Here is a 26,526-nt window from a genome sequence, read left to right as displayed (position 1 = left end):
TCGACCGGCGATCGGCTGGGTCGGGCGGGAAGATCGGCGGTATGGATTGTGAGGCTGTTCGCTTACTCGGGTCGCAAGTGCGGTAGATCACATTCGTTATCGGCTCGAACCAAGCTATCTATCCGATTAGGGACTTTCGTCCCCCGGTGGTGGCAATTCGTTGCCTCTTGCGGGGGATATCGCCTTTTTGGTCAGTCCATTTTAGGGCGGGTGGCCTGGGGTGACACGGGCCGTCGCGGCCCGTACCCCTCACGTACGGGGGGAGAATCCCCCCAAGTGGTGACGCGCGTCACGGTCGAGGCCGACACAATTGTGTATCAGCGTGGTTCAGCTCACTGTCCGGTCCTCCGGGCACTCACCCTTCCGTCCCCGCGCCGGGGACGCCCGCAGATCGTCGCGCAAGCGCAGATTCCCGAAAAGAGAGGCATCTCAATGACTGTCACACATGACGGCGTCCGGACCGCTCAGGTTCCCGACCACATCGCCGCCCAGATCATCAATCCCGAAGGTCACCGCGACGAGGTGAAACTGTACGAGGCCTACCGCTGGCTCAGGGAGAACGCCCCGCTGGCACAGGTGTCGGTCGACGGCTGGGATCCCATCTGGCTCATCACCAAATACGCTGATGTCATGGAGGTGGAGAAGCAGCCCGACGTCTTCTCGGCCGGCGGCGGTCCGCACAACAAGGGTGGCAACAATCCGATCCTGAACAACAAGGCAGGTGACGAGTTCACCAAGACTCTCGCCGGTGGTACCTACCGGGTGCTCGACGCGCTGCCCTACATGGACCCGGGCGAGCACACCGAGGTCAAGGCGGTGGCTCAGGACTGGTTCAAACTGGGTAACTTGCGCAAATGGGAGGATCAGATCCGTGCTATCGCACGTGAACAGGTGGCCCGCCTGGTGGCAGGGCCCACCGAGATCGACTTCGCCACTGTGTTCACGCCGTACTACCCGCTGCATGTGATGATGGCGCTGTTCGGGGTTCCGGAAGAGGACGAGGCAATGATGCTGGCACTGAGCAGGGACTTCTTCGGTGGCTCCGATCCGGACGAACAGCGCGACGACGTCGAGTTGTCCCCGGAGGCCGCGGCCGAGCAGTTCACCAAGGCGATCGGCGACTTCTACGCCTACTTCGACAGGCTGGTGGAGGATCGCCGGGCCAACCCCCGCGACGACCTGGCCACCATCATCTCGGTGGCCCGGCAGGCCGACGGTGAGTACTACCCCAAGACGTTCGCCTTCGGCTGGTTCGTCGCCATCGCCACCGCCGGACACGACACCACCGCCAGTACGCTCAACACCACCATCAACGAACTCTCCAAACAACCCGAGACCCTGGCCGAGGTCCAGGAGAATCCCAAACTGATCGGCGCACTGATCAACGAGTCGCTGCGATATGCCTCACCGGTCAAGCACTTCACCCGCCGGGCGGTGGCGGACTACCAGCTGCGGGGGCAGACCATTCATGCGGGCGACCGGCTGATGGTGCTGTTCCAGTCCGCCAATCGCGACGAGGACGTGTTCGACAGGCCCAATGACTTCATCGTCAACCGCAAACCGAACCGGCAGATCGCCTACGGCTACGGTCCGCATCAGTGCATCGGTCAGTTCCTGGCGTCGATGGAGATGCGGGTGATGCTCGAAGAGCTGCTGCCGCATCTGGAGAAGATCGAGGTGACCGGCGATATCAAGGTGTTGCAGACCAACTTCGTCGGCGGCATCAAGAACCTCCCGGTCAGGCTGACCTTCCGCTGATCGGCCGGCCCGGTGCGGTCGGTGTGACCGGCCGCACCGGGTGTTTCTCAGTTGCTTTCCAGGTAGCGGACTATCGCCTCGGACCTGTTGACCGAACCGGTCTTCCTGAGGATCTTCTTCACATGCGATTTGACCGTCTCCAAGGAGATGAACAGGCGTTCGGCGATCTCGTTGTTCGTCGCGCAGGCGGCGATCAGATGCATGATCTCCTGTTCCCGGGGCGTCAGCGCCACCCGTGACTGCTGCCCGGTATCCTCGGCCCGGGTGATTGTGGCCTCATCGACGCCGGTCAGATGCAGATCGGCGTCGATGAGCTTCCGCGTCGCCTCAAGGATGGCCTCGGTCTGCCGGGCGACGATGCTGTGCTGTGCGGCCATCCGGGCCCGGCCCACCTCGCGCGCGTACGAGAGCGCCATCGCATCGCCGTAAAGCCCGATGATGTGCCGGTCCTCGTCGCCGGGCTCTGCGTCGATGCCGCCCGCGGCATGGACCAGGCCGACCGTCCGGCCGGCGTGGACGACCGGTGCGAGCGAGTAGGCGGTGCTGCCCAGGAGTTCACTGAACTCGGCGGTCGCCGTCGCGGCGGTCGCGTTGACGGTGAGAGTGGTTTCCATACATGTCGTCTCGACACCGTCCGGTCGCCGGGGGATACCGGCGGCCAGGTGTTCGGGCAGGTCTCGTTCGGGAGTGTGGGCGATGACCGAATAGTGCCCGGGGTGTACCTCCACAACGCTCGCGCTCGTGAATCCGCCCACCTCGACGAGTTCGGCACAGCCTTGCCGGGCGACCGCTTGCGTCGATGGTTGGGCGGCGACCCGGCGCAGCGATGTGGCCAGTGCCTTGGGACCGAACAGTGTCCGGCGCGCGGCCGACTGCTGCAGCTGAAGCTGCGCGCCGAGCACTGCGGTGACCACGTCGGTGAGCTCGGCCGCAAGGTTGTCGTCGGGTGATCCGGCAACCGCCTCCAATGCGCGATCGATCACCGGATTCCCCTCGGACAAAAGGGTATCGGCGGATGCGTCCGCGGGTGGCGCCGGGAGCCCGAGAAGATCGCGCAATCGCGCGTCGAGCTGCCGGAGCCGTCGGACGGCGGCATCTGCCTGCGACCTGCCGCTCACCGAACGGTATTGCGGGACAGCTGAGCGAACTTGGCGATCGCGGCGGCCCGGGTCGAGGTGCCGAGCTTCTTGGAGATCTGTTTGAGATGGGACTTCACGGTCTCCTCGGAAATGTAAAGTGCCCGTGCGATGTCGGCGTTGGTTGCACCGGTGATCATCTCGCGCATCACGTCGCGCTCGCGGGGGGTGAGAAAGCTCGGTTCGTGGCCGGTGGCACGGGCGGACCGGGTTGCCTGGTCCTCATCGAATTCCTCACCCATCGGGTGCGTGTGCCGACCGGTTTCGGTGAGCTCGGCTGCTACCAGGGCCAGTCCGGATTCTATCTGGGCGGCGCTGGCCGCCAGTCTTTCCTCGAGCAGGGCGTGCTCGAAGAGCAATGACGTACATTCGGCGGCCACGCCGACGATTTCGGCGTCGGTGCGTGAGATCCGGCCGTGGTCGGGCTGGTCGACGTGGAGTAGCCCGATGCTCCGTCCGCGGGAGACGATGGGCGCGGCGATATAGCCTTCGCAGCCGGATATTTCGACGAGTTCCTTGAAGGTCCGCTGGTCGGAATCGGGGCTGGTGCTGAGCATCGGGGCCCGCAGCCGCACGGCTTCGCTCTCGAACGGCGCATACTGCAGGTTGATCCGGTTGGTCGCGACGTAGTCCAGGAACTGTTGTTCGGTGGGCAGCCTGTCGGCGATGTGCAGATGACGGGGTATCCAGGTGCTCCCCGATACGGACGAGACCATGGCCCGCCGGAACGAGAGATTGCCGCAGAGCCGGAGCGGGATGTGGTGAACCAGTTCTGCGGTATTCAGGCCCTCGAGGCCGGCCATGCACTGCCGGATCTCCGAGATCGCCCGGACCGCAGTGGCGCGCCGGCGTTGCAGCCCCCGGCTCTGGGTGCGGTGCACGTCGACGAGAACGCGCAGCGCCTCGGCCCTGACCCGGCCGGTGCTGCGTCGGTCACCCACCACCGACTCCAGGTGCGACCGGGCCGTGGTCAGTGCCGTGTCCGGAACCCTGGTGTGGCCGGCCTGGGCGAGCAGTTCGGCGGTCTTCTCGATGACGCACGCCGGGTCGGTGTGCGTCGGGGAGTCCGATCGGGTCCGATCCGCCGGATCACCGGATGCGGTCGGAGGTGGTTCGTGCAATGTCGCCTGTGCGGCCACCGTGTGTCTCCTAGTCTTCTTCGGCCCCCATCAGAGATGTAGATCACAGTATAGGTGCTGGTGTCCTGGGAAAACGGACGACCTTAAAAGGTCTGTCCATTCACATATGGGCAGGGTACCTCTTTCGAGGGACTGCCGGGGGGAGGTTTGAGTGATTGCCCGGTCGAGGGCTGTTCCCCCGCTCTGTGACGTGCATAACATCACACCATCTGCGGCGCCCACGCGAGTGCCGCCGGTGCCGAACTGACGAGGATCCGCACACGAGGATCCGCATACGAGGAGTGAAGAGCATGGTGGATGTGAAGGCCGCGGTCGTCCCGGCGGTGGGCGCAGATTTCGAGATCCGGACGGTCACCCTCGACGTGCCCGGCCCCGGCGAGGTCGCGATCGACGTCGCGGCGGTGGGTATCTGTCACACCGATCTGGCCATCCGCGACGGGCATCTCCCGTTCCCGCTGCCCGGCGTCCTCGGACACGAGGGCAGCGGCACCGTCACCGCCGTCGGTGAGGGCGTGACGAGCGTGCAGGTCGGTGACCGGGTGGCGGTGAGCTTCAACAGCTGCGGCCGGTGCAAACACTGCAGCCGCAACGAGCCCGCCTACTGCGACAACTTCATGGGCCTGAACCTGGGCGGCGTCCGCCCCGACGGAACCCCGCCCCTGCACGACGGTGACGAGGCACTGGGCAGCAACTTCTTCGGACAGTCGACCTTTGCCACCGCGGCGCTGGCCAACGAACGCAACGTGGTCAGGCTCCCCGACGACGCCCCGCTGGAACTGGTCGGGCCGCTCGGCTGCGGTATCCAGACCGGTGCGGGAGCCATCCTCAATTCGCTCGATGTCGAGGCCGGTTCGTCGGTCGCCATCGCCGGCGCCGGCTCCGTCGGACTCTCGGCGGTGCTGGCCGCGGTGGTGCGGGGTGCCGGCCGCATCTTCGTCATCGAACCCAACGAGGGCCGCCGGCAGCTGGCTCTCGATCTCGGTGCCACCGATGCCATCGACCCGGCCGCGGGCGTGGTTTCCGAACAGATCCGCGCGCTGGTCCCCGAGGGCGTGGACTACGCCCTCGACACCACCGCGATCACCCCGGTGGTGGCGGACCTGACGGCGGCCCTGGCGATCCGCGGAACCATCGGGCTGCTCGGCGTTCCCGCGGATCCCACGGCGGTGTTGCCGGTCCCGCTCATGCTGGCCGCCGCCATCGGCATCAGCGTCCGGGGCATCGTCGAGGGCGACGCCGACCCGCAGACCTTCATCCCCGAACTGCTCGACCTGCACCGGCAGGGCAGGTTTCCCTTCGACAAGCTCATCACCACGATGCCCTTCGACCGGATCAACGAGGCCGTGGCCGCCCAACTCTCCGGCGAGGCCATCAAGGTCGTGCTGGTCAACAGCTGACGTCGGTATCCACCGGGAGATCTCCCGCCACCACCTGAAGGGACAGACACTCACATGACAATCGACTACGGACAGCTCTACCTGGCCGGTACCTGGACCGATCCGGCCGGTTCCGACCGGATCACCGCGATCTCGCCGACCACCGAGGAGACCATCGGTTCGGTGCCCCGGGGCACCGAGGCCGACATCGACGCCGCGGTGGCATCGGCGCGGACCGCGTTCGACGCGCCCGACGGCTGGGCGCGCTGGCACCCCAAGCGGCGGGCCGAGGCGCTCGAACGGTTCGCGGTGGAGCTGGAAAGCCGCGCAGCCGAGACCGCTCGGCGCGTCACCATCCAGAACGGGATGCCGATCTGGCTGGCCCAGCAGTTCGAGGCAGGGTTCCCCGCACTGCTGGTGCGCTACTACAGCGGGCTCATGGCCGACGCGCCGGAGTTCGAGACCCGGCCCGGGATGCTCGGCGGATCGGCGCTCGTGGAGAAGCTGCCGATCGGCGTGGTCGGTGCGATCGTGCCGTGGAACGTCCCGCAGGCCATCACGTTCCTCAAGCTGGCACCGGCGCTGGCCGCGGGCTGCACGGTGGTCCTCAAGCCGGCCGAGGAAACAGTGCTCGACGCCTTCCTGATGGCCGAGGCGGCGGCCGCCGCGGGGCTGCCGGCAGGCGTGCTCAACGTTGTTCCCGGTGGGCGCGACCTGGGGGCCTACCTGGTCTCGCATCCGGGGTTGGACAAGGTGTCCTTCACCGGCAGCACCGCCGCGGGCAAGGCGATCAGCCGCACGTGCGCCGATCTGCTGCGTCCGGTCACACTCGAACTCGGCGGCAAATCGGCGGCGATCCTGCTCGACGATGTCGATCTGGTCGCCTCGCTGGAATCGTTCTTCGCCTCGACTCTGCTCAACAACGGGCAGATCTGCTGGCTGAGCACCCGGATCCTGGCGCCGCGGGCACGCTACGGCGAGATCGTCGACACCATCACGGATCTGGCCAAATCGTTGACCATCGGCGATCCTACCGACCCGGACACCAAGATCGGTCCGTTGGTGTCGGCGCAGCAACGCGCGCGTGTGGAGGGCTACATCGCCAAGGGCAAGGCCGAGGGCGCGCGGCTGACCACCGGTGGCGGACGCCCGGACGGCATCGATCACGGCTGGTTCGTCGAGCCGACTATCTTCGCCGACCTGGACAACAACGCCACCGTTGCCCGCGAGGAGATCTTCGGCCCGGTGCTCTCGGTGATCCCGTACTCGGACGAGACCGAGGCGGTATCCATCGCCAACGACAGCATCTACGGCCTCGGCGGTTCGGTGTGGTCGGCCGACGCGGACCGGGCCACCGCGGTCGCTCGCAAGGTGCAGTCGGGCACCGTCGGGGTCAATCACTATGTGAACGAACCGACGGCACCGTTCGGCGGGATCAAGCAGAGCGGCTTCGGCCGGGAACTCGGTCCCGAGGCGCTCAGCTCGTTCCAGGTGATTCGCACGGTGTACCTGCCGCCCGCCCAGTAGCCGGCCGGTAGCCGTCAACCGAATGTCGTTCCCCCACCCGGCCGTGTGCTGGACAACCACGATTGGAAGCCGTTCATGTGGAGACACAAGGCGATTCGCGTACTGCCCGACATAGCCCGTCACTGGGCCAGGGAACGTCCGGACAAGATCGCGCTCACCGACGGTGTATCGAGCCGTACCTACCGGCAGTTCGATGAGCGCTCCAATCAGATCGCACACGCGCTCGCCGGCGCCGGCATCGGTGCCGGCGAGCGGGTGGGGTACGTCGGCAGGAATTCCATCGAGTTCTGGGAGACCTGGCTCGGTGCCAACAAGGCGGGCGTTGTCTTCGTGCCGCTGAACTGGCGTTTCGCCATCCCCGAATTCGTCGCCCTCGTCGACGACGCCGGGTTGTCGTTGGTGTTCGCCGAGTCCGAGACCGCGCCGACGATGCACGAGGTTGCGGCCGCGGCGGCCGCGCCCTTGCGCATCGTCGAGTTCGGGGCCGGAGCAGGCGGCGCCGGTTCGCTGGAGGAGTGGATCAGCGGGCAGTCCACGGCCGAACCGGGGACGGTCGTGCCGATCGAGGCGACCTCGCTGCTGTCGTACACCTCCGGCACCACCGGACGCCCCAAGGGTGCCCAGATCACCCATGAGGCGTTCAACAACTGGTTCATGATGGCCGCGCTGGAGCCGACGGAACAGTACTGCGACGACGACGTTGTGCTCATGGTCATGCCCAACTTCCACCTCGCCGGGTCGTGGCTGACCCTCTCGGGTATCTACCACGGCAACACCATCGCCGTCCTCGGCCAGTTCGAACCCGTGGCGTTTGTCCGTGCGGTGCAGACATTGCGGCCGACCGTGATGTGCCTGGTTCCCACCGTGATCGGGTTGCTGGTGCACAATCCGGATCTGGCCGATGCGGACTTCAGCTCGGTACGGCGGATTCTGTACGCGGGTTCGGCGATTGCCCCGGATGTGATCGCGCTGGCACTGGAACGCTTCGGTTGCGAACTCGAACAGTTCTACGGAACCACCGAAACCTACATCATCACCATCCTGCGGCCCGAGGCCCACGATCATCCGGACGATCCGGAACTGCTCACCTCCTGCGGCAGCCCTTTCCCGTTCGTGGAGGTGAAGGTGGTTGATGCGGCGGGCGCAGAGACCGCGGCCGGCACGGTGGGCGAGGTGCTCGTCCGCTCACCGATCATGATCCGCGGCTACTGGAACAATCCGGAGGCCACCGCCGCCGCGTTCGACGGTGAGTGGTACCGGACCGGTGATCTCGGGCGCAAGGACGGGTCGGGCAACCTGTATCTGGTCGACCGGGCCAAGGACATGATCGTCACCGGCGGCGAGAACGTCTACTCGGTCGAGGTGGAGAAGGCGCTCAGCGCCCATCCGGCGGTCGCGGCGGTGGCGGTGCTGGGCACCCCGAGTGACCGCTGGGGTGAGCAGGTCACCGCGTTCGTGGTCACCGCCCCCGGCGCATCGGCCGGTGCCGATGAGCTCGTGGCGCACTGCCGCCCGCTCATCGCGGGTTACAAAGTGCCCAAACAGATCATCTTTGTCGAACAGCTGCCGACCACGCCGAGCGGAAAGATCCGCAAGAACGTCTTGCGGGAGTCGGTGGCGGGCGAGCTGGAGACGGCCGGGTCGTAGCGGCCATGTCCGACCGCGGGAGAGCAAGAACCGCGGGGAAACGAGCGATGAGTGAGGATTGCCAGTGAGTAAAGTTCTGTACGAGAAGCGTGGCGAGGTCGCGTGGATCACCATCAACCGGCCCGAGGTGAAGAACGCCGTCGACGTCGAAACGCACGAGCTGCTGTCGGCGGCATTCGCGGACTTTCGGGACGACCCGGAACTGCGGGTGGCGGTCCTGCGTGGTTCGGGTGAGACCTTCACCGCCGGTGCCGATCTCAAAACCCATGCACCGGAATGGCAGACGGTCGGACCGATGGTGGGTCGCGAACGAATCGAGGACGGGCTCTCGGGAATCACACGCGGGCCGCTGTCGCGGATAGCCAAGCCGATCATCGCCTCGATCGACGGTTGGTGTCTGGGGCACGGCATCGAGCTGGCTATGGCGTGTGATCTTCGGATCTGTTCGGACCGAGCGAAATTCGGCACCTTTGAGGTACGTCGCGGGATGCACTCGGCCGACGGCGGAATCGTCAGGCTCGTCAACACCTGCGGTGTCGGATTCGCCATGGAGATGGTGCTCACCGGCGAACACGTGTCGGCGCAGCGGGCATACGCGGCGAACATGGTGAACCGGGTGGTGCCGCACGAGCGGCTTGCGGAAGAGACCGAACTGCTGCTGCGGCAGATTCTCCGGTGCGACCAGGCCGCCATCGAATCGGCGAAGGAGACCGTTCTCGAGATCGTCGGCCGCCCCCTGCACGACCAACTGCGTGTCGAGGCGATGTGGGGATACGCGCTGTGCGGAGGAAACACCACCGTCCAGGCCAGATCGCAACAGTTCTTCGACAAGACCGATCAGGGTCGTGCGGGCGAGACCGCGACACCCCTCAACGGACTCGCGTGACACGCCCCGGGCCGGGTGATGATCGCGGCCGCGGCGCACCCACCCACCCGGTGTTGTTCTGCCACAGAGTGTTCTGCGGATACGTAGCACATTCGGACCCATGAGATTCGCGTGAATTCAATGAAGGTACTCTGATGAGACTCAATTCGCATCAACAATATCTGCAAGATCTGGTCGAGCATCATCGGCGCTGGGAGCCCTACGGCGGAAGCAGCCCCGAAGATCTCATGATCCATTTCGGCCTCACCCCGGTGCGGTTCCGCCAACGGATCCTGGAGGCGGCGCGCAGCAGCGAATTGAACGAGTACTGGGCGACGAAATCGGACCTTCGTATCCGGATTCTCCGGGCCGCGAACTGGATCGGCCACAACACGGGTACCGACCAGATGATCCGGTTGAAAGGCGCCTGACCCGGTGCGGTCCGGTCGCGGGGGATCCGGTCGCGGCGATTCATCCACCGCCTGTCGAGGCCACCACGGGCGACATCAAGCACGAGTGAAATGAAAATTGGAGCAAGGGAAATGACAACAGCTGAATCCAGGACGGATACCGACGAACTGTTCATCGGCGGAGCGTGGCGCACGCCATCGTCGGGCGCGAGGATCACCGTGAACTCGGCCAGTACCGAGGAACGGATCGGGTCGGTACCCGAAGGCGCGCAGAGCGACATCGACGCCGCCGTCGCCGCCGCGCGGGCCGCGTTCGACGATCCGAACGGCTGGGGAGGTTTCACCCCCGATCAGCGGGCCGACGCGATGGAACGCCTCGCCGACGAATACGACAAACGAGCCGGGGCGATCGCGGCGGCGGTGAGCAGCCAGAACGGCATGCCGATCGCGGTCGCGGAGAAGCTGGAGGCGGTGTTCCCGCCGCTGCTGCTGCGCTACTATGCCGGACTGGCCCGGCAGCGTCCGTTCGAGGAGACCCGCCCGGGCCTGCTCGGCGGTTCGACTCTGGTGACCTCCACGCCGATCGGCGTGGTGGGTGCGATCGTGCCGTGGAACTTCCCGCAGGCACTTGCCGCCTTCAAGTACGCACCGGGCCTGGCCGCGGGCTGTACCTTCGTTTTCAAGCCATCCCCGGAGACCGTGCTGGACTCGGTGATCTTCGCCGAGGCCATCGCGGCGGCGGGCATCCCCGACGGGGTGATCAACATCGTCCCGGGTGGTCGCGACCTGGGATCCTACCTTGTGTCGCATCCCGGTATCGACAAGGTGGCGTTCACCGGATCGACCGGCGCGGGCCGGAGTATCGCCGAGGCGTGCGGTCGGCTGCTGCGCCCGGTCACCCTCGAACTCGGTGGCAAGTCCGCCGCGGTGATCCTCGACGACGCCGACCTGGACCTGGCCAAGATCGGCGAGCAGCTCTTCAGCTCCACACTGCTCAACAACGGCCAGACCTGTTTCCTCGGCACCCGTATCCTCGCGCCCAAGAGCCGCTACGACGAGGTGGTGGAAACCTTCACCGGCTTCGCGCAGTACCTGCAGGTCGGTGACGCCCTCGACCCGACCACCCAGATCGGCCCGATGGCCAGCGCACGTCAGCGTGAGCGTGTCGAATCCTACATCGCCAAGGGCCGTGACTCCGGGGCCATGCTCACCACCGGCGGGGGTCGTCCGGAACAGCTCGACAAGGGCTGGTTCGTGCAGCCGACCATCTTTGCCGGCGTAGACAATTCGTCGGTCATCGCCCAGGAGGAGATCTTCGGCCCGGTGCTCTCGATCATCGCCTACGACGGCGATGACGAGGCGGTCCGTATCGCCAACGACTCCGAATACGGTCTGGGAGGCTCCATCTGGACCTCCGACCACGATCACGGCGTGGCCGTGGCGCGCCGGATCGAAACCGGTTCGCTGGGCATCAACGCCTATCTGCCCGATCCGACGGCACCGTTCGGTGGTATCAAGTCCTCGGGACTGGGGCGTGAACTCGGTCCCGAAGGTCTGGAGGCGTACCTGGTCAAGAAGTCGATCTATCTGTGATCGTCCGTGAATCATTGCGGACGGGCAATCGCGGGGCAACGAAGGTGAAGGAAAGACAATGAGTGGTGAGAACTCCGGGCAGGAAGCCAGGCCCGGACCGGTGGTGCGTGAGCTGGCGGACTGCGGTGCGTTGATCGTGGGCGGGACGTCGGGAATCGGGCTGAGTTCGGCGCTGGCGCTGGCCCGGGGCGGGGTTTCGGGCATCGTGCTGGTAGGACGTTCGGCCGACCGCGGTCTGCTCGCCCAGCAGCGGTTCGTCGACGAGGGTCTGCCCAAGCCCCAGTTCGTCGCGGGCGACGCGGTGCGGCCGGAGAGTGCGCAGGAGATCGCCGATCGGGCGGCGGAGTTGTTGCCGGGAATCGATATCCTGCTCAGCTCCACCGCGCCGGATGTACGTCCCGAACCGTTTGGGCGGATGCCGCTCGGCGACATCGGGTCGGTCCTGAGCCAACTCGCACTTGCACCGTTGCAGATGTCGGGCGCGGTGATCCCGCATATGCGCAGGCGCGGTGGCGGTTCGATCATCACCGTCGCCTCCGACGCGGGAAAGACCGCCACGCCGGGTGAATCGGTGATCGGTGCGGCGATGGCGGCGATCATCATGTTCACCAGGACGCTGGCGATCGAGGAGAAGCGCTACGGGATCAGGGCGAACGTGCTCACACCGTCGCTGGTGGAGGGGACGATCACCGCGGAGAAGGTCACCAAGGACGGCTTCAGCGCCAAGCTGTTCGCCAAGGCCGCCCAGGCGGCGAGTCTGGGTGTGGCACGGCCGGAGGATCTCGGCGAGCTGGTGGCCTTCCTGGCCGGGCCGGGAGCGGCCAAGCTCACCGGTCAGGCGATCAGTGTCAACGGTGGAATCTCGGCCGCGTAGCCGCGCGTACCGCACGAAAGAGGGTGGCGGTGACCGGATTTCCGGTCACCGCCACCCTCTTTGGCCGTAGCCCCGGTCAGAATCGGATGACGCCGCGGATGTTCTTGCCCGCGTGCATGTCCTCGTAGCCCCGGTTGATCTCGTCGAGGGAGTACTCGGTGGTGATCACCTCGTCGAGTTTGAGGTAGCCCGCCCGGTAGAGGTCGAGCAGGATCGGGATGTCGGCGCTCGGGTTGGACGATCCGAACAGCGATCCCTTGATCTTCTTCTCGTACAGGGTGAGTTCGAGGATCGAGATCGGCAGCCCCACCGCGGCGGCATTACCCAGCGCCGTCACCACCACGGTGCCCTGCTTACGGATTCCCGAGAATGCCTGGGCCACATGATCACCGGTGATCACGCCGACCGTCACGATGGCGACGTCGGCGCCCTGGCCATTGGTGAACGACTGGGCCAGCGCGATACCTTCCTCCGCGGTGGCGACCGCGTGCGTGGCGCCGAGGGACAGGGCACTTTCCCGCTTGAACTCGACCGGATCGACGACGATGAGCCGCGCGGCGCCGGCATGTGCGGCACCCTGGACCGCGAAGGATCCGATACCGCCGGCGCCGAAGACCAGGACGGTGTCGCCGGCCTGGACATCGCCGGTGCGGACCGCCGAACCCCATCCGGTACCCACGGCGCAACCGAGCAGGCAGGCCTTCTCCAGCGGCGTGTCGTCGGGCACCTTCACCGCGGAATCGACAGCCACGGTGGTGTATTCGGAGAAGGTGGAGATACCCAGTGCCTGGCCGACGGGGGTGCCGTCGGCCAGGGACAGCCGGAAGCTCTCCGGATCGTCCCAGCGGGAGCCGACCAGTACCGTGGCGCCGAGGTCACACAGATTCTGGTGGCCGGTGGCGCACCACCGGCATTTTCCGCAGGCCGGCAGGAACGAGAAGACGACCTTGTCGCCGGGGGCGAATCCCTTGGTGTTGGGGCCGACGGCGTCGACGATGCCCGCGCCCTCGTGCCCACCGCACACCGGATACACCGCCACGGGCAGATCGCCGGTGGCCATGTGGTCGTCGGAGTGGCACATCCCCGAGGCCACCATCTTGACCCTGATCTCATTCTGCCGGGGATCGTCGAGGATCAGGTCGGTGACCTCGAACTTTCCGGGAACGGTCCGCAGGATCGCGCCGCGAGTCTTCATGTGGTCTGGTACCTCCTATGGGGCGGTGGCGCTTTCGCCACTGCGGGAACGGATTCACGCGGACGGTCGACATCGATCGATGCGTGTATGGCGATCCGGCCATGTGTCCGCGGACCCACAGTGTCACACCGGCGGGTGATGCACATCACCCGCCGGGGCGAGCGGTATCCCCCGATAGGGGGGTGGGTGTCAGTAGGCGACGGTGCCGTTGCGGTAGAGGTCGGCGGCGATGATCCGCTTCTGGATCTCGGCGCTGCCGTCGGCGGCCACCAGATACGCCATCACATCCCGGTAGCGCGCCTGATGGGGGAACTCGGCGGCGTAGCCGAGGTTTCCGTGGATGCGCATCGCCACTTCGATGGCCTGGCGTGCCACCTGCGGCGGCCACCACTTGCTCATCGACGCCAGCGAGGTGTGCGGCTGTTCCGCCTCGCGTAACCACAATGCCTTGTAGCAGAGCAGCCTGGCGGCCTCCAGGTAGGTCGCCTGTTCGGCCAGCCCGAACGACACGCCCTGGTAGCGGGAAATCTTCTGCCCGAACGCCTCTCGCTGCTCAGAATAGGTCAGGGCCTCGTCGAGGCTCTGCCGGGCCGCCCCCAGGCACATGAGACCGATTGCCGCCCTGCTGAAATCGAAGTGATTCATCACCGTGTGGAAGCCGCGTCCCTCCTCGCCGACCAGGTGATCGGCCGGGATGAACACGTTGTCGAGGTGGATCGATCCCCAGCCGAGCGGCAGGCAGCCCATCCCGAGCATGTGATGACGGGTGACGCCCTCGGCGGCCATCGGGACCAGGAAGCAGCTCACTCCCTGGGACCGGGTGGTGCCGGGCGTGCGCGCGTAGACGAGCGTTGCCGAGGCGTTCATGGCCCAGCTGATCGCGGTCTTCTCGCCCGACAGTCGCCAGCCACCGTCGACCGGGGTGGCGGTGGTGCGCAGCGCACCGGCGTCCGATCCGGATCCGGGTTCGGTCAGCGCGATGGCCAGTGTCTCCTTTCCGGAGATCAGTGTGGGCAGGTAGCGTTCCTGTACTTCGTCACTCGCGTAGAGCAGCTGGGAGCCGACCAGGCCCACCTGGATGGGGGCCGACGCCAGGTTGATGTCTCCGGCGGCGAGGGTTTCGGTGGCGAGCCCGAGCAGCACGGGGTCTTCGGCGCCTGTGCCGCCGAACTTCTCCGGCAGTCCGATCCCGAGTACCCCGAGCTTGCCGAGTTCGGCGAAGGCGTCGAACGGGAACTCCGTGCTCGCGGCCCGCCGGTTGTAGTGCGGGAGCAGTGCCTTGGTGCTGAAATCGCTTAGCACTTCGGCGAATTGCTGGTGTTCGGCGGAGAAGTTGAACGAAACCATGGTTGTCCTGTCCGGTGGTGGGGGATCGGCCGGCCGCTTCTGGGTAGCGGTATTGACCATCGAGTAAAAATGGTCGTACCATACGAGCAAATGCGAAGCAATGGAGGAAGTCTATGCCTGGCGTGTGGTTCGACGACCTGACGGTCGGCCAGAGGTTTGAGCATCCGATCCGGCGGACCGTCACCGAGACCGACAATGTGCTGTTCACCGCGATGACGCACAATCCGGCCCTGTTGCACCTCGACGAGGAGTACATGAAGGGCACCGACTTCGGGCAGCGGGTTGTCAACAGCGCCTTCACGCTCGGGTTGATGGTGGGAATCTCGGTGGGAGACACCACCCTGGGCACCGCGGTGGCCAATCTGGGCTGGGATGAGGTCAGATTTCCCAAGCCGCTCTTCCATGGCGACACGATTCACGTCGAGTCGGAGGTGATCGACCTGCGCGAGTCCAGGTCGCGGCCCGATCAGGGAATCGTGACCTTCCTGCATCAGGCGTTCAACCAGCACGACGAACTGGTCGCCACCTGCAAGCGCAGCGGTCTGCAGCGGAAGCGTCCGGCGGCATGAGGGCCACCGCCGCCGCGGCGTCGGCCGGTACGCCGATCCGGTCGTTTCTGTTCGTGCCCGGCGACAGCGAGCGTAAGCTCGGCAAAGTTGCTTCCTCGGCCGCCGACGCGGTGATCCTCGATCTCGAGGATGCGGTGAGCGCATCCCGTAAACTGCTTGCGCGACAGATGGTGTCGGAGTTCATCGTCGGCGAGCTGGGCGATCGGGACGGCCCCCGGCTGTGGGTGCGGATCAACCCGCTCGACAGCGGTCTGGCGCTCGAGGACCTGGCCGCGGTGGTTCCGGCGGCCCCTGCCGGGATCATGATCCCCAAGATCGACGGCCCCGACGATGTGCTGCGGGTCGGGCACTATCTGGAGGCACTCGAAACCTCCCACCGGTTGCCGGCCGGCGCCATCAAGGTGTTGCCGGTGGCCACCGAGACGGCCCGCGCGCCGTTCCGGCTCGGTGACTTCGCCACCGCCGGAATTGATCGTCTCTATGGATTGACCTGGGGAGCAGAGGATCTCAGTGCGGCCCTGGGCGCCTCGACGAATGTCGGTCCGGACGGGGAATGGGCGATGACCTATCGATTGGTGCGGTCACTGATGCTGATGGGGGCGCGGGCCGCCGACGTCGAGGCGGTGGAGACCCTCTACGTCGACATCGCCGACGACGAGGGACTGGCCGAATCCTCTCGCCGGGCCCGCGCGGAAGGGTTCTCGGGCCGTATCGCGATACACCCGGGCCAGGTGGACACGATCAACGCCGCGTTCACCCCCACGGCTGGTGAGGTGGAGTACGCACAACGGGTGATCGAGGCGTTCTCCGCCGACGTCGGTACCGTCGCGCTCGACGGCAAGATGCTCGATCTGCCCCATCTCAAGCAGGCGCAGCGCGTTCTGGCGCTGGCCGGCGACCACTGACGGTCCCCCGAATGGGGGAGGTTCGGGGGGTGTCGGAGTGAACTCCACCCGAATCGCGACATTTCCGGCTTCCGATACCGCCTACTGGAACCTACAGGCTTGAATAAATGGTAGGACCATTCTACCATTAAACAATGTGAGACGCGTTACACCCTAAGGATGGGATGACATGACCAACCAGAGAGAGCTCGGCCGGTACACCGCCGCTGACGTCGACAACTACTACGCGAGCGGGCAGTGGTCGAAGGACAACTACACCGACCTGCTCAAGTCCCGGGCGCAGTCCCACGCCGACAAGGTTTTCGTCACCGACGGGATCAACGCGCTGACCTTCGCCGAACTGTACGAGGCCTCTCAGCGCCTCGCGCTGGGTCTGCGCCGCAGCGGTGTGAAAACCGGCGACCGGGTGGCCGTGCAACTGCCCAACTGGGCCGAATTCTTCACCGTGGCCTCCGCCTTGGCGCGGATCGGCGCCGTCATGGTGCCGATCATGCCGATCTACCGCAAGGACGAGGTCGCCCACGTCGTCTCCGATGCCGGCGTCTCCGTTGCCATCGCGCCGGAGGACTTCAAGGGGTTCAAGTATGCCGAGATGTTCGACGACATCCGGTCCGAATCCGGAACCCTGACCACCGTCCTGGCCGTCCGGGTTGCCGACGGGGCGCGAGATGCGTTGCAGAACAGAAATGTCGGTGTTCTCGATGATGTCTTCGTGACCGATGTGGCCGCGGATGCGATCGACGCCGAACTCGATGTCCGTGTGCACCCGGACGACCCGTACGTCATCGTCTACACCTCGGGCACCACCTCGCGGCCCAAGGGTTGTCTGCACACCTTCAACACCTACGCCTCCAGTTCGCGGGCACTGGTTATCGCGTTCGGACAGACCGAGGCCGACGTCCAGTTCGGGCCCTCGCCGATCACCCACACCACCGGCCTCGTCACCAGCCTGCTGGTGCCGCTGATCGTGGGCGCGGCGACCCACGTGATGGCGGAGTGGAGCCCGGCGCAAGGGCTCGTGGAGATCGAGAAGTTCGGGTGCACCGCATCGGTGACCGCGACGGTCTTCCTGCAGACGTTGATCGGTGCCGCCGAGCAGAGCCCGGAGGCGGACCTGTCCTCGCTGCGGGTCTGGACCTGCGCCGGTTCGCCGATCCCGTCGGCGGTGGTGGAGAACGCGAAGGCAAAACTTCCCGGTGCGTCGATCCTGTCGCTCTACGGGCGCAGCGAGAACCTGTGCACCACGACCTGCACCGCGGACGACGATCCGCGCCGCGCCATCACCTCCGACGGTGCCGCCCTGCCGGGCGCCGAGGTCAAGATCGTCGGGGCGGACGGGCTCGAAGTGCCGCGTGGCGAGGAGGGGGACATCGCCTACCGCGGTCCCTCGCACATGATCGCCTACCTCAACCGGCCCGACGACACCGCCGAACTGTTCACCCCCGAAGGGTTCTCCCGGTCGGGCGACCTGGGCGTGATGGATGCCGACGGATTCGTCCGGGTCACCGGGCGCACCAAGGACATCGTGATCCGTGGTGGCATGAACATCAGCGTCCGGGAGGTCGAGGACAAACTCGCCACCCATCCCGAACTCGCGGCGCTGGCGGTGGTGGCGATGCCCGATCCGGTGCTCGGCGAGAAGGTGTGCGTCTTCGTGGTGCCCAACGAGGGCGCGAGTGCACCGTCGGTGGAGCAGCTGCGCCAGTTCCTCACCGATCGGGGCGTCGCCATCCAGAAGACTCCGGAACGGGTCGAGGTGGTGGAATCGCTACCCATGACGGCCACCGGAAAGATTCAGAAACACCTGCTGCGCAAGCAGATCGCCGACAAGCTCGATCAGGTCACGGCCGTGGGCGCGCACTGAGACATGCCGGTCACCGAACTCCTGATCTGCGGTGCCGAGGCGCTGGTCCGGGTGCGTACCCGGGCCTTCGCGGCAGGCGTCTGCGAGTTCACCGTCCGGCCGGGCCCCTGGCTGCACGACCCGGTCGCCGGGTGCAGCCGGGGGTCGCTCGGCGTGGTCCTCGACGATGTCACGGGCTATCTGGCAGCGGCGCGTGCCGCGCCCGGGCGCTGGCCCGTGAGCCTGGGTATCCGCGTCGACTTCCTGGCCGACCCGCCGCTTGCCGGGGAACCGATGGTGGCCGTCGGCGAGCTCGTCTCCGCGGACGTCTCGGGTGCCACCACCCGGGGCACGCTGACGGATGCGGACGGAACGGTGGTGGCGCTGGTCACCCAGCGTTCACACTTCATCGACGCGCAGGCGCCGGCATCCCCGGCGCTGGCCTTCTCCGCGCCCGAGCCGTCCGCGACCGTCCGCGAGGTCCTCGGTATCAGCGAACCCTCGCCCGGCACCGTCGAATTGCCGTCGACCCCGTACGCGGCGAACGGGCGGGGCCACGTCCACGGCGGGATTCTCATCTGCGGGGCCGAGTTCGCCGCCATGTCGGCGATCGGCGCGGACGGCCGATTCCGGACCCTGTCGGTCGATATCAACTATGTCCGGCCCGGTGATGCGCTGGCACCGACGGTGTTCCGTGCCGAGCTCTGCCACCGGGGCCGGAGTCTATGCGTGGTGCGGGTGGTGGCCGAGGGGCCCGCGGGGAAGCCGTACGCATTCGCCACGGTCACGATCTCGCGCCGGCAGTGATGCCATGTGCGGTGACGGTGCCACAGAAGGCGGATGCGCAACCAGACGAGAGAGTGCGTGACCAGAAGTGACGGTGCAACGACAGGAGTCGGCGTGAAGGCGATCGTGATGTCCGGGTTCGGTGAGGCGGAACAACTGGTTGCCCGCGACGTCGCGGAACCGGCGCAACGGCCGGGCTGGGTGACGGTGAAACTGGAGGCGAGCGCATTGAATTGGCACGATGTCCTCGTGCGCCGCGGCCTGTACCGATCGCCGCTCCCGCACACGCCCGGAGCCGACGGTGCGGGAATCCGTACCGACACCGGCGAGCAGGTGGTGATCACCCCGTCGCTGTTCTGGGGCAAGCGAACCGAGGCCCCGGCAGCCGATTTCGAGATTCTCGGCGACGCCACGGCGGGCACGTATGCCGAGTACGTCAGTGTTCCCGAGGAGTGCGTACTCCCCAAACCCGAGGGCTATTCATGGGAGCAGGCGGCCGCACTGGGGCTGGTGGGTATCACGTGCTACCGGGCACTGGTCACCCGGGCCGCCCTGGCCGCGGGGGAGTCGCTGCTGATCGTCGGAGCGGGCGGGGGCGTATCGACGATGGCGCAGGCGCTCGGCTGCGCCATCGGTGCCGATGTCTTCGTGACCGCCTCCGGCGTGGGTAAACTCGACCGGGCGCGGGCGTCCGGCGCATCCGGTGGGGTGCTGCACGACGATGACGGGTGGCCCGAACGCGCCAGGGTGCTGGCCCCCGGAGCCGACGGCTTCGATGTCATCCTCGACCCTGTCGGATTGTGGTCACATTCGGTGCGTGCGCTGCGACCGGGCGGCAGACTGGTCGTCCTGGGTGCGAATGTCGCCGAACAGGTCACCATGGATGTGCGCCCGTTCTTCTTCGGCCAATACAGCCTGCTGGGTACCACGATGGGCAGCCCGCAGGACTTCAGTGGCCTGCTCGGGTTGATCGCGGCCGGTGACGTGCCGCCGCCCACCATCGACTCGGTGTTCTCCCTCAACGAGGCCGCGGCGGCGCACCGCCGCCTGGAGTCGGGTCAGGCCATCGGAAAAATCGTCCTGCGCAACTGATCCGGAAGACAGGACGCACGGCGGGCGAACGCGGGGCGTCGACGGTGATACCGTCGGCGCCCCGCGTTCAAGGTCTACTCGCCGGTCTGCTTGGCCCACTGGCGTTCGGTCTCGGCCAGCACCTCCATCGAGCGCTCGGGAACCGGGATATTGATCGGATCGTACTTGGGGTGCATGGTCTTGATCACCCGGGGCAGTACGTATTTGAGCATCCGGCCGCCGGCGGCGGCCAGCCGTAGCCGGCTCTTTGCGCGGTCGGGGATACGGGCGGCCCGGTAGTCTTCCTCGAGCAGATAGAGCGTCGTGCGGATCATGTACGCGAACATGTGTCTTCCGGCGTACCAGATGCCGTAGAGCCGCCACCAGTATCCTGGGGTGACGGCATCGTAGATGTAGTTGCAGACGTGGCGGTGTTCGTATTCCTCGGCCAGATGCCACCGCCAGAGATCTGCGGTGGGGTCGTCGACGTCGGGTGCCTGCAGTTCCTTCGCGGATTCGAGGAAATAGCAGGCCAGGATCGGGCCGAGGGTCTCGAATCCCTCCGCGTACCCGAGGTTCCACCGCAGATCCTTCTCCTTGAAGAATCGTTCGTAGTCGGCCTTCATCACCGCTTCACGGTCGGCCAGGTCCCGGTAGCCCGATTCGCGGAGCATCCTATTGAATTTGGCGTGGTTCTTGTAGTGCTGGGTCTCCTGCGCGACAAAGATCTTGCAGTCCTCGCGCAACTGTGACTCGGACTCGGGAAGTCTGTTCATTCCCTCTCTGACCACCCGGTTCAGGTACGGCTCAAGGTAGGGCAGGTAGCTGGACGTGGCGTTCCAGAACTGGGCGAACTCGGGAGTGGCCGGTGTCCAATAAACCTTTGCGGTGGAGAAGTCGATATCGATCTTGCGGACCTTCACTGGTGACCTCACAGGATTGCGTTGTTTCGGAGATTTCCTACAATGGTGCTCCCGGACGAGGGTGGGGGAATCACCCGAATTGGGGACGCGATGTCCTTCGTCGGGGTGAAGTATCAAGGCTGACCGCCGAATTCTCCCGTTCGTTCTTGACGAGTAATCCCGGCGTCCGTACGGTTCGGACTACGGAGAACGAACGGTTGCCGAAATTCCTGAATATCTCAGGACGCCTGAAGATCTCAGGTGGTGCCCGCCGGCGCCGATCGACCTCCCGGCCCCCATGGAATCCATATCGCGGAATCCATATCGCGATACCGTCCCAGTTGAGCAAGAACGTCCCGAACGGAGAACTCATGTCCACACCTTTGGCAACAGATATCAGCGTCCTCGAGGCCTACCCCGCAAGGTATTTCGCGGCGTGGACCCAGCGGGACATCGGTGTCGCGCTCGATGTCATCGCCGCCACCGTCGACTGGCAGGACCCGTCGCTACCCGAACCGCTGACCGACCACGAGGGTGCCCGCGGCTTCTTCGAGGCGGCCTGGTCCGGCTTTCCCGACATGGCCTTCGAGTCGGTCGGTGCGCCGATCATCGACCTCGGCCGCGGCCGGGTCGCCCACGAATGGCGGATGACCGGTACCCACACCGGTGAGGGCTTCCCGCCGGGGGTTCCGCCGACGGGCAAGGCATTCGACGTCCCGGGTATGGACGTCTTCGAGGTCGACTCCGATGGCCGGGCGATCTCCGTGCACGCCTACTGGGATGTTGCGACGCTGCTTCGTCAACTCGGTCTGGCCTGAGCCGACCGGTGTCCGGGCCCGGAGCGACAGAGCGCTCCGGGTCCGGCGTCGTCGTGCCGGTTCGGCAGGAGCGCCGTGCGGGGTTCCGGTCAGCGGTGCTGCATGTGTAGCGAGAGAAGCTCCGCCCGGTTGATCGCCCCGACCTTCCGTAGTATCTGCTTCACATGGGATTTGACCGTTTCCACGCTGATGACCAGATACTCGGCGATATCGCGGTTCGCCGCTCCCGTCACGAGCAGGCGATACACCTCCCGTTCGCGGGCGGTGAGCAGATCTTCCACCGGTGAGGGGGCGATCGGCGGCCGGCGTCGCGGTGGTATCGCGCGGTCGTCGGTATCGCGGCGATCGAGTCCGTGGCCATCGGGGGCGTTGTCCAGATCCGTCAGCGAACAGGGGATCGCGTCGGCCAATTCGTCGAGCAGGCGGGCGGTTTCGATGATCGAACGACGGCGCCTGCGGTTGTCCTCGATGCGTCTGCTCCGGCTGTAGGCGGCCGCGACGGCCGTACCGAAGGCATGCAGGACCTCGATCTCGACGAATCCGATGACGCCGGTCGGGGGCCGGGCGCAGTGCAGTAACCCGATCCGGTCGGTGCCCGCGATGATCGGTACCACGGTGTAGGCGTCCGCGTCCAGGACCGTGCATATCGGCGCGGTCGCCTCCGCCGAATCGCGGACGTGGATCACCGAGCCCTCGGTGACCGAGACGTGTTCGGCGGGTGAGGAGTTCCAGGAGCTGCGGACCGTCCGGCCGGTGTCGTCGCCCTCGCCCAGGTCGGTGACGACCCAGCCGTCGTCCTCGGCCACGGCGAAACTCGATGTGCGGTAGCCCAGTTCCCGGGTCGCGGCGACGCAGGCGTTGTGCCGCACCGCGGCCACCGTCGCGGCGCCGGACACGTGCTCGACCGCCTTGGCGAGATCCGTCAGCCGCAGCATATGCCACGACGAGATACGCTGCCGCAGCTGATGTTGTCCGCGCAGCGAACGCAGCATCAGGGTGGTGGTCTCCGGTGGCGTCGCATGACCTTCGGAGAGGGAGAGGCGGACCAGCGCGATCGTCGAGGCGGCCGCGTCGAGGGCGTCGAGCGGCTCGTCCGGCGAAGGCGCGGCGTCGAGGCCGGCGTCGCGGCGCAACTGCCCGTCGATGTCGTGGAGTTCGGCCACAAGAGAGTCGATCCCGGGGGCGCTCATGGGGTGGGTTCCGGGTCGGTGACCGTTCCGCTGCCGGTGAGTGCGGTCTCCGCGTACAAGGCGATCGCCTCGGCACGTGTGGTGGCACCCAGCTTCTTGAAGATCCGTTTCAGATGTGATTTCACCGTCTGCTCGGATACCGCCAGGGCACGGGCGATCTGCCGATTGGTGGCACCGGTGCAGATGTGAGCGATTACCTGGCGTTCGCGGGCCGTCAGCATGTTCTTGGGCGGGGTGGCTGCGATCGGGACGGGCCGGATCGGAGGACGGGCGCGCGATGACGTCGTGCGGCCGGAGCCGTGGTCCCCGTCGGTCTCCGCGCCGCCGGTCCCGCCGAGGCTCTGCCGTAGCGTGTCGATCGAGTCGGCCCAGCCCGGGACCGAGCGCATCCGGGCGCGCAACCGGGCCGATTCATATGCGACCGAGGTGCATCGCGCGTAGATCTGCAGCATCTCCAGGTGTTCGGCTGTGAGGCTGCCCGAACGGGTGCGATCGCCGTGCAGCATCGCCACCACCCGCCCCTGTGAGACCACCGGTGCCCCGACATAGGAGGGCGAACCGGACACCTCTACGATGTCGCGGTAGACGCGGTCGTTGCCGCGGGTGTTGGTGATGAGTTGCGGGATTCGCCTACGGATCATCTCGGTCTCGACGGGTGCCTTGCGCAGAGGTATCCGCGCACCGGTCACGAACGAGACGAAGGCACGATCGGCCGTCGGATTGTTGGTGGACACACTCTTCGGCGCCCACACCGACCCGGTGGCGGCCGACATCATCGCCCGGTCGAGGCCGACGTCGGCGATCAGGCGTTGCGGTACGGCGGTGACCAGTTCTGCCGGGCTGAGTTCGTACAGTGCTTCGATACCGGCGCGGATCCGGCTGAGTCCGCCGACCATCCGGTCGATGGCCAGGGCCATCCGGTGGTGCGTCGCGTCATCGATCCGGATGAGGATGTCGAGCGCGGCGAGCCGGTCGTCCGGGGTGCCCTCACCCCGCACGATCGATCCCTCGATGCGGGTCCGGGCGCGGGCGAGTCGCTCGTCGGTGTCCTGTTCGTCCGGGTGGTGCCGGTGTGTGGGGAACAGGGGGTCACGCGGGGCGGCCGGGCCCGGTGGGCCGGCCAGACCGGCGGCGAACTCCTCGGCCTCGATGAGCGCGGTGTACACCCGGTCGTCCGGATCGCACCGGACGTGCGCCGATGACTCTGTCGGAAACGAGAGACTCATACTCGGACGTTAGGTAGGTCACAGACCGAACCGAAGCGGTTCGGGTGGTACATCCCTCATACCTCCCCCCGGCACTCCCATTCCGGGGGAGACGGAGGTACCCCCGGGGGTGACGCCGGGCACAGTCGCGCACCGACCGAGAGACTCCGACTGTACGACGGGCCTGCCGAACGCGGGCTCCGGTGGACCTCACCGCGTGCGGATGCGCGCTTTCCCCGAGACCACCACCCGGTCGGCCGCCTTGGCCGACAGGTCGAGGCCGATGACATCGCCGTCGGCGGTGGTGACGGTGCCGCTCAGGGTCAGTGTCTCGCCGACGGCCAGAGGCGAGGTGAATCGCACCGAATAGGACAGCAGGTTCTCCACGCCGGCCACATCGGCGATCCATGAGGCGAGCAGGCCGGCCTGCAACTGTCCCATAGCGATGATCCCGGGTAGACCGGCGGCCCGCGCGTAGTCCTCGTCGTGGTGCAGTGGGTTGAAATCGCCTCCCGCGCCGGCGAACCGGACGATATCGGTCTTGGTGATCGGGCCGATCGTACGCGGTTCGAGTTCGTCGCCGACGGCGAACGGCGGTGGTCTGCGAGTCATTGCCGCGTTCCCCTTTCCACCAGTACCTCCCGCTGGGTGAGGGCCACCGCGCCGTCGTCGCCGGTCCAGTCGGTCTGCAGGGTGACCAGCCGCATCGTGCCGCCGCGCTTGCCCTCCCGGGTCGCGTCGCCGACGACGCGACGGATTCCGGTGAGCCGGTCACCCGCGACGAGCGGGCGCGCGTACTCCCATTCGACCGAGCCGACGACTATGCGGCTGATGTCCAGGCCCAGCGCGTTGACGAATCCTCGCTGATCGCGGTGATGTCCGGCCACCACGACGTGGGTCGGGGTGGCCGCCACGGCGTCGAATCCGGCCGCGCGGGCCGCGGCCGGATCGGTGTGTACCGGGTCGGTGGCGTGGGTGGCCCTGGCGAATTCGCCGATCTTTCCCGCTTCCACCGTGAATGTCACCGAGTCGACGACATCGCCGACCAGTCCGTCGTGGCCGGGCGCTTTCCGATGGGGAGTTGCCATCGCGAACCTCCTAGATTTTTTGGTCAGACCTATAGTACCTTTAGCCCGTAACGATCTTGGGAGGTCAGATGGATCTGAGCGAGTCGCCCGACGAACTCGAGTTCCGGCTACGGGTCCGGCGGTGGCTGGAGGAGACGTTGCCGACGCTGCCCTGGCCCGAACCCGCACGGCTGGAGGACAAGCGCGCCTTCTGGTCGGTATGGCAGAGGCAATTGTGCGACGCCGGCTTCGCCGGACTGTCCTGGCCGACCGAATTCGGTGGCGCGGGCGCGGATGCGAAAATCAAGGCCGTCTTCAATGAGGAAACCGACCGCGCGGGAGCGCCCGAGCGGCTCAACATCATCGGCGAGGACTTCGCCGGTCCCACTATCGTCGCCTTCGGCAGCGACGAGCAGAAGCGGCGTCACCTCAGGCCCATCCTGGCCGGCGAGGAGATCTGGTGCCAGCTCTTCTCCGAACCGGAATCGGGATCCGACCTCGCCTCGCTGCGCACCAAGGCCACCAAGGTCGACGGCGGCTGGAAGATCGACGGGCAGAAGATCTGGACCTCCCGCGCCCAGATCGCCGACCACGCGATCCTGCTGGCCAGAACCGGCGGTGGCGAGCGGCACAAGGGCATCACCTACTTCCTGCTGCCGATGTCGACTCCCGGGGTCACGGTCCGGCCGCTGGCCCACATGCTCGGTGAAGCCGAGTTCAACGAGGTCTTCCTCGACGACGTGTTCGTGCCCGACTCGGCGGTGGTCGGGGAGGTGGACGGCGGCTGGAAGGTCGCGATGGGCACGCTCGCATTCGAACGTGTCGGCATCGCCACGGGCCGGGTGAACACCACCCGCGCGGTGGCGGATCTGATCGAACAGGTCGGCCGCACCACCGACGACGAGGGTCGGCCGCTGGCGCAGCAGCCAGCGGTCCGGCAGCGGATCGCCGATCTGTACGGCCGCGCGCTGACGCACTATCTCATCGGGCAGCGTGTGATCAGCGGCGCCGCGTCGGGGCAGCCTCCCGGGCCGGTCACCTCCATCGGCAAGCTGTACTTCTGTCCGCTCGTGGAGGACATCGCCGACTTCGGTCTGGAACTGTCCGATCTCGGCGGGCAGATCGGTCTCGCCGATCCGGACCTCCCGGACTCCGGCGCGTCCACGGCGGCCGCCGACCAGCAGCGCTGGCTGCGCCTGGCCTACCAGGCGCGCGGCACCGCCATCGCAGGCGGATCGACCTATATCCAACGCAATATCGCGGCCGAGCGGGTGCTCGGCATGCCCAGGACCTGACAGAGGCG

Annotated in this window: 24 protein-coding genes; 15 read left to right on the top strand and 9 right to left on the bottom strand. The window is 66.6% G+C overall.

The genetic code is table 11. The annotated features are described in order from the left end of the window. Positions 1 to 432: 432 nt before the first annotated feature. Entirely contained in the window at positions 433 to 1,758 is a 1,326-nt protein-coding gene (locus GII31_RS19385; RefSeq protein WP_213244995.1) for a cytochrome P450, read from the top strand. Between the two features lie 47 nt (positions 1,759 to 1,805). Here GII31_RS19385 and GII31_RS19380 read toward each other — a convergent pair whose 3' ends face one another. Further along, positions 1,806 to 2,741 (bottom strand): helix-turn-helix transcriptional regulator, encoded by a 936-nt coding sequence (locus GII31_RS19380; RefSeq protein WP_260840121.1) that lies wholly within the window; start codon positions 2,739 to 2,741, stop codon positions 1,806 to 1,808. Positions 2,742 to 2,872: 131 nt separating this feature from the next. Continuing rightward, on the bottom strand, positions 2,873 to 4,033 hold the full coding sequence (locus tag GII31_RS19375; RefSeq protein ID WP_213244993.1) for a helix-turn-helix transcriptional regulator: 1,161 nt from the start codon (positions 4,031 to 4,033) through the stop codon (positions 2,873 to 2,875). Between the two features lie 293 nt (positions 4,034 to 4,326). On the opposite strand from GII31_RS19375, the gene GII31_RS19370 reads away from it, so the two are divergent. The 7 genes from GII31_RS19370 (at position 4,327) to GII31_RS19340 (ending at position 12,325) form a co-directional block, all read left to right on the top strand. Beyond that, on the top strand, positions 4,327 to 5,430 hold the full coding sequence (locus GII31_RS19370; RefSeq protein WP_213250711.1) for an NAD(P)-dependent alcohol dehydrogenase: 1,104 nt from the start codon (positions 4,327 to 4,329) through the stop codon (positions 5,428 to 5,430). 54 nt (positions 5,431 to 5,484) lie between these two features. Continuing rightward, positions 5,485 to 6,936 (top strand): aldehyde dehydrogenase, encoded by a 1,452-nt coding sequence (locus tag GII31_RS19365; protein WP_260840120.1) that lies wholly within the window; start codon positions 5,485 to 5,487, stop codon positions 6,934 to 6,936. Between the two features lie 75 nt (positions 6,937 to 7,011). After that, complete coding sequence (locus GII31_RS19360) at positions 7,012 to 8,583, top strand: long-chain-fatty-acid--CoA ligase (RefSeq protein ID WP_213244991.1); 1,572 nt, start codon at positions 7,012 to 7,014, stop codon at positions 8,581 to 8,583. Between the two features lie 64 nt (positions 8,584 to 8,647). After that, positions 8,648 to 9,469: an enoyl-CoA hydratase/isomerase family protein gene (locus GII31_RS19355; protein ID WP_213244990.1), complete on the top strand. Its 822-nt coding sequence runs from the start codon at positions 8,648 to 8,650 to the stop codon at positions 9,467 to 9,469. A gap of 134 nt (positions 9,470 to 9,603) precedes the next feature. After that, positions 9,604 to 9,879: a hypothetical protein gene (locus tag GII31_RS19350; protein WP_213244989.1), complete on the top strand. Its 276-nt coding sequence runs from the start codon at positions 9,604 to 9,606 to the stop codon at positions 9,877 to 9,879. Between the two features lie 111 nt (positions 9,880 to 9,990). Continuing rightward, positions 9,991 to 11,451, top strand: coding sequence for an aldehyde dehydrogenase (locus GII31_RS19345; protein ID WP_213244988.1), 1,461 nt, complete (start codon positions 9,991 to 9,993; stop codon positions 11,449 to 11,451). A gap of 58 nt (positions 11,452 to 11,509) precedes the next feature. Further along, entirely contained in the window at positions 11,510 to 12,325 is an 816-nt protein-coding gene (locus GII31_RS19340; RefSeq protein WP_260840119.1) for an SDR family NAD(P)-dependent oxidoreductase, read from the top strand. 76 nt (positions 12,326 to 12,401) lie between these two features. Here the strand turns inward: GII31_RS19340 and GII31_RS19335 are convergent, their stop codons facing one another. Then, positions 12,402 to 13,520: an NDMA-dependent alcohol dehydrogenase gene (locus GII31_RS19335; protein ID WP_213244986.1), complete on the bottom strand. Its 1,119-nt coding sequence runs from the start codon at positions 13,518 to 13,520 to the stop codon at positions 12,402 to 12,404. A 189-nt stretch (positions 13,521 to 13,709) separates the two neighbouring features. Continuing rightward, the gene (locus GII31_RS19330) at positions 13,710 to 14,867 is read right to left on the bottom strand and encodes an acyl-CoA dehydrogenase family protein (protein ID WP_213244985.1); all 1,158 of its coding nucleotides are present in this window, start codon (positions 14,865 to 14,867) and stop codon (positions 13,710 to 13,712) included. A 113-nt stretch (positions 14,868 to 14,980) separates the two neighbouring features. On the opposite strand from GII31_RS19330, the gene GII31_RS19325 reads away from it, so the two are divergent. The 5 genes from GII31_RS19325 to GII31_RS19305 all read left to right on the top strand — a co-directional run bounded on the left by GII31_RS19325 (position 14,981) and on the right by GII31_RS19305 (position 20,062). Next, positions 14,981 to 15,436: a MaoC family dehydratase gene (locus tag GII31_RS19325; protein WP_260840118.1), complete on the top strand. Its 456-nt coding sequence runs from the start codon at positions 14,981 to 14,983 to the stop codon at positions 15,434 to 15,436. Next, positions 15,433 to 16,341, top strand: a complete 909-nt coding sequence (locus GII31_RS19320; protein WP_260840117.1) for an HpcH/HpaI aldolase/citrate lyase family protein — start codon at positions 15,433 to 15,435, stop codon at positions 16,339 to 16,341. The genes GII31_RS19325 and GII31_RS19320 overlap by 4 nt, the downstream gene beginning before the upstream one ends. 169 nt (positions 16,342 to 16,510) lie before the next feature. Continuing rightward, a complete protein-coding gene (locus GII31_RS19315) occupies positions 16,511 to 18,205 on the top strand; it encodes an AMP-binding protein (RefSeq protein ID WP_213244982.1) in 1,695 nt (564 codons plus the stop codon). Positions 18,206 to 18,208: 3 nt separating this feature from the next. Continuing rightward, positions 18,209 to 18,991: a PaaI family thioesterase gene (locus tag GII31_RS19310; protein WP_213244981.1), complete on the top strand. Its 783-nt coding sequence runs from the start codon at positions 18,209 to 18,211 to the stop codon at positions 18,989 to 18,991. Between the two features lie 93 nt (positions 18,992 to 19,084). Continuing rightward, on the top strand, positions 19,085 to 20,062 hold the full coding sequence (locus GII31_RS19305; protein WP_213244980.1) for a quinone oxidoreductase family protein: 978 nt from the start codon (positions 19,085 to 19,087) through the stop codon (positions 20,060 to 20,062). Positions 20,063 to 20,136: 74 nt separating this feature from the next. Here GII31_RS19305 and GII31_RS19300 read toward each other — a convergent pair whose 3' ends face one another. Next, positions 20,137 to 20,976, bottom strand: a complete 840-nt coding sequence (locus GII31_RS19300) for a metal-dependent hydrolase (protein WP_246221955.1) — start codon at positions 20,974 to 20,976, stop codon at positions 20,137 to 20,139. A 338-nt stretch (positions 20,977 to 21,314) separates the two neighbouring features. Between GII31_RS19300 and GII31_RS19295 the strand changes: the two genes are divergently transcribed. Then, a complete protein-coding gene (locus tag GII31_RS19295; RefSeq protein ID WP_213244979.1) occupies positions 21,315 to 21,761 on the top strand; it encodes an ester cyclase in 447 nt (148 codons plus the stop codon). Positions 21,762 to 21,850: 89 nt separating this feature from the next. On the opposite strand, the gene GII31_RS19290 is transcribed toward GII31_RS19295, so the two are convergent. The 4 genes from GII31_RS19290 to GII31_RS19275 form a co-directional block, all read right to left on the bottom strand. Continuing rightward, the gene (locus GII31_RS19290; protein ID WP_213244978.1) at positions 21,851 to 22,951 is read right to left on the bottom strand and encodes a helix-turn-helix transcriptional regulator; all 1,101 of its coding nucleotides are present in this window, start codon (positions 22,949 to 22,951) and stop codon (positions 21,851 to 21,853) included. Further along, the gene (locus GII31_RS19285) at positions 22,948 to 24,177 is read right to left on the bottom strand and encodes a LuxR C-terminal-related transcriptional regulator (RefSeq protein WP_213244977.1); all 1,230 of its coding nucleotides are present in this window, start codon (positions 24,175 to 24,177) and stop codon (positions 22,948 to 22,950) included. The genes GII31_RS19290 and GII31_RS19285 overlap by 4 nt, the downstream gene beginning before the upstream one ends. Positions 24,178 to 24,366: 189 nt before the next feature. Beyond that, the gene (locus GII31_RS19280; RefSeq protein WP_213244976.1) at positions 24,367 to 24,768 is read right to left on the bottom strand and encodes a MaoC/PaaZ C-terminal domain-containing protein; all 402 of its coding nucleotides are present in this window, start codon (positions 24,766 to 24,768) and stop codon (positions 24,367 to 24,369) included. After that, positions 24,765 to 25,244: an FAS1-like dehydratase domain-containing protein gene (locus GII31_RS19275; protein ID WP_213244975.1), complete on the bottom strand. Its 480-nt coding sequence runs from the start codon at positions 25,242 to 25,244 to the stop codon at positions 24,765 to 24,767. The genes GII31_RS19280 and GII31_RS19275 overlap by 4 nt, the downstream gene beginning before the upstream one ends. 68 nt (positions 25,245 to 25,312) lie before the next feature. Between GII31_RS19275 and GII31_RS19270 the strand changes: the two genes are divergently transcribed. After that, positions 25,313 to 26,518, top strand: a complete 1,206-nt coding sequence (locus GII31_RS19270) for an acyl-CoA dehydrogenase family protein (RefSeq protein WP_213244974.1) — start codon at positions 25,313 to 25,315, stop codon at positions 26,516 to 26,518. The last annotated feature ends 8 nt before the right edge of the window (positions 26,519 to 26,526 follow it).

Origin of the sequence: Gordonia pseudamarae, assembly GCF_025273675.1 — a bacterium.
Taxonomy (GTDB): Bacteria; Actinomycetota; Actinomycetes; order Mycobacteriales; family Mycobacteriaceae; genus Gordonia; species Gordonia pseudamarae.
The sequence above is the reverse complement of the archived record's forward strand: the minus strand, read 5'-3'. Positions and strand labels throughout refer to the sequence as shown.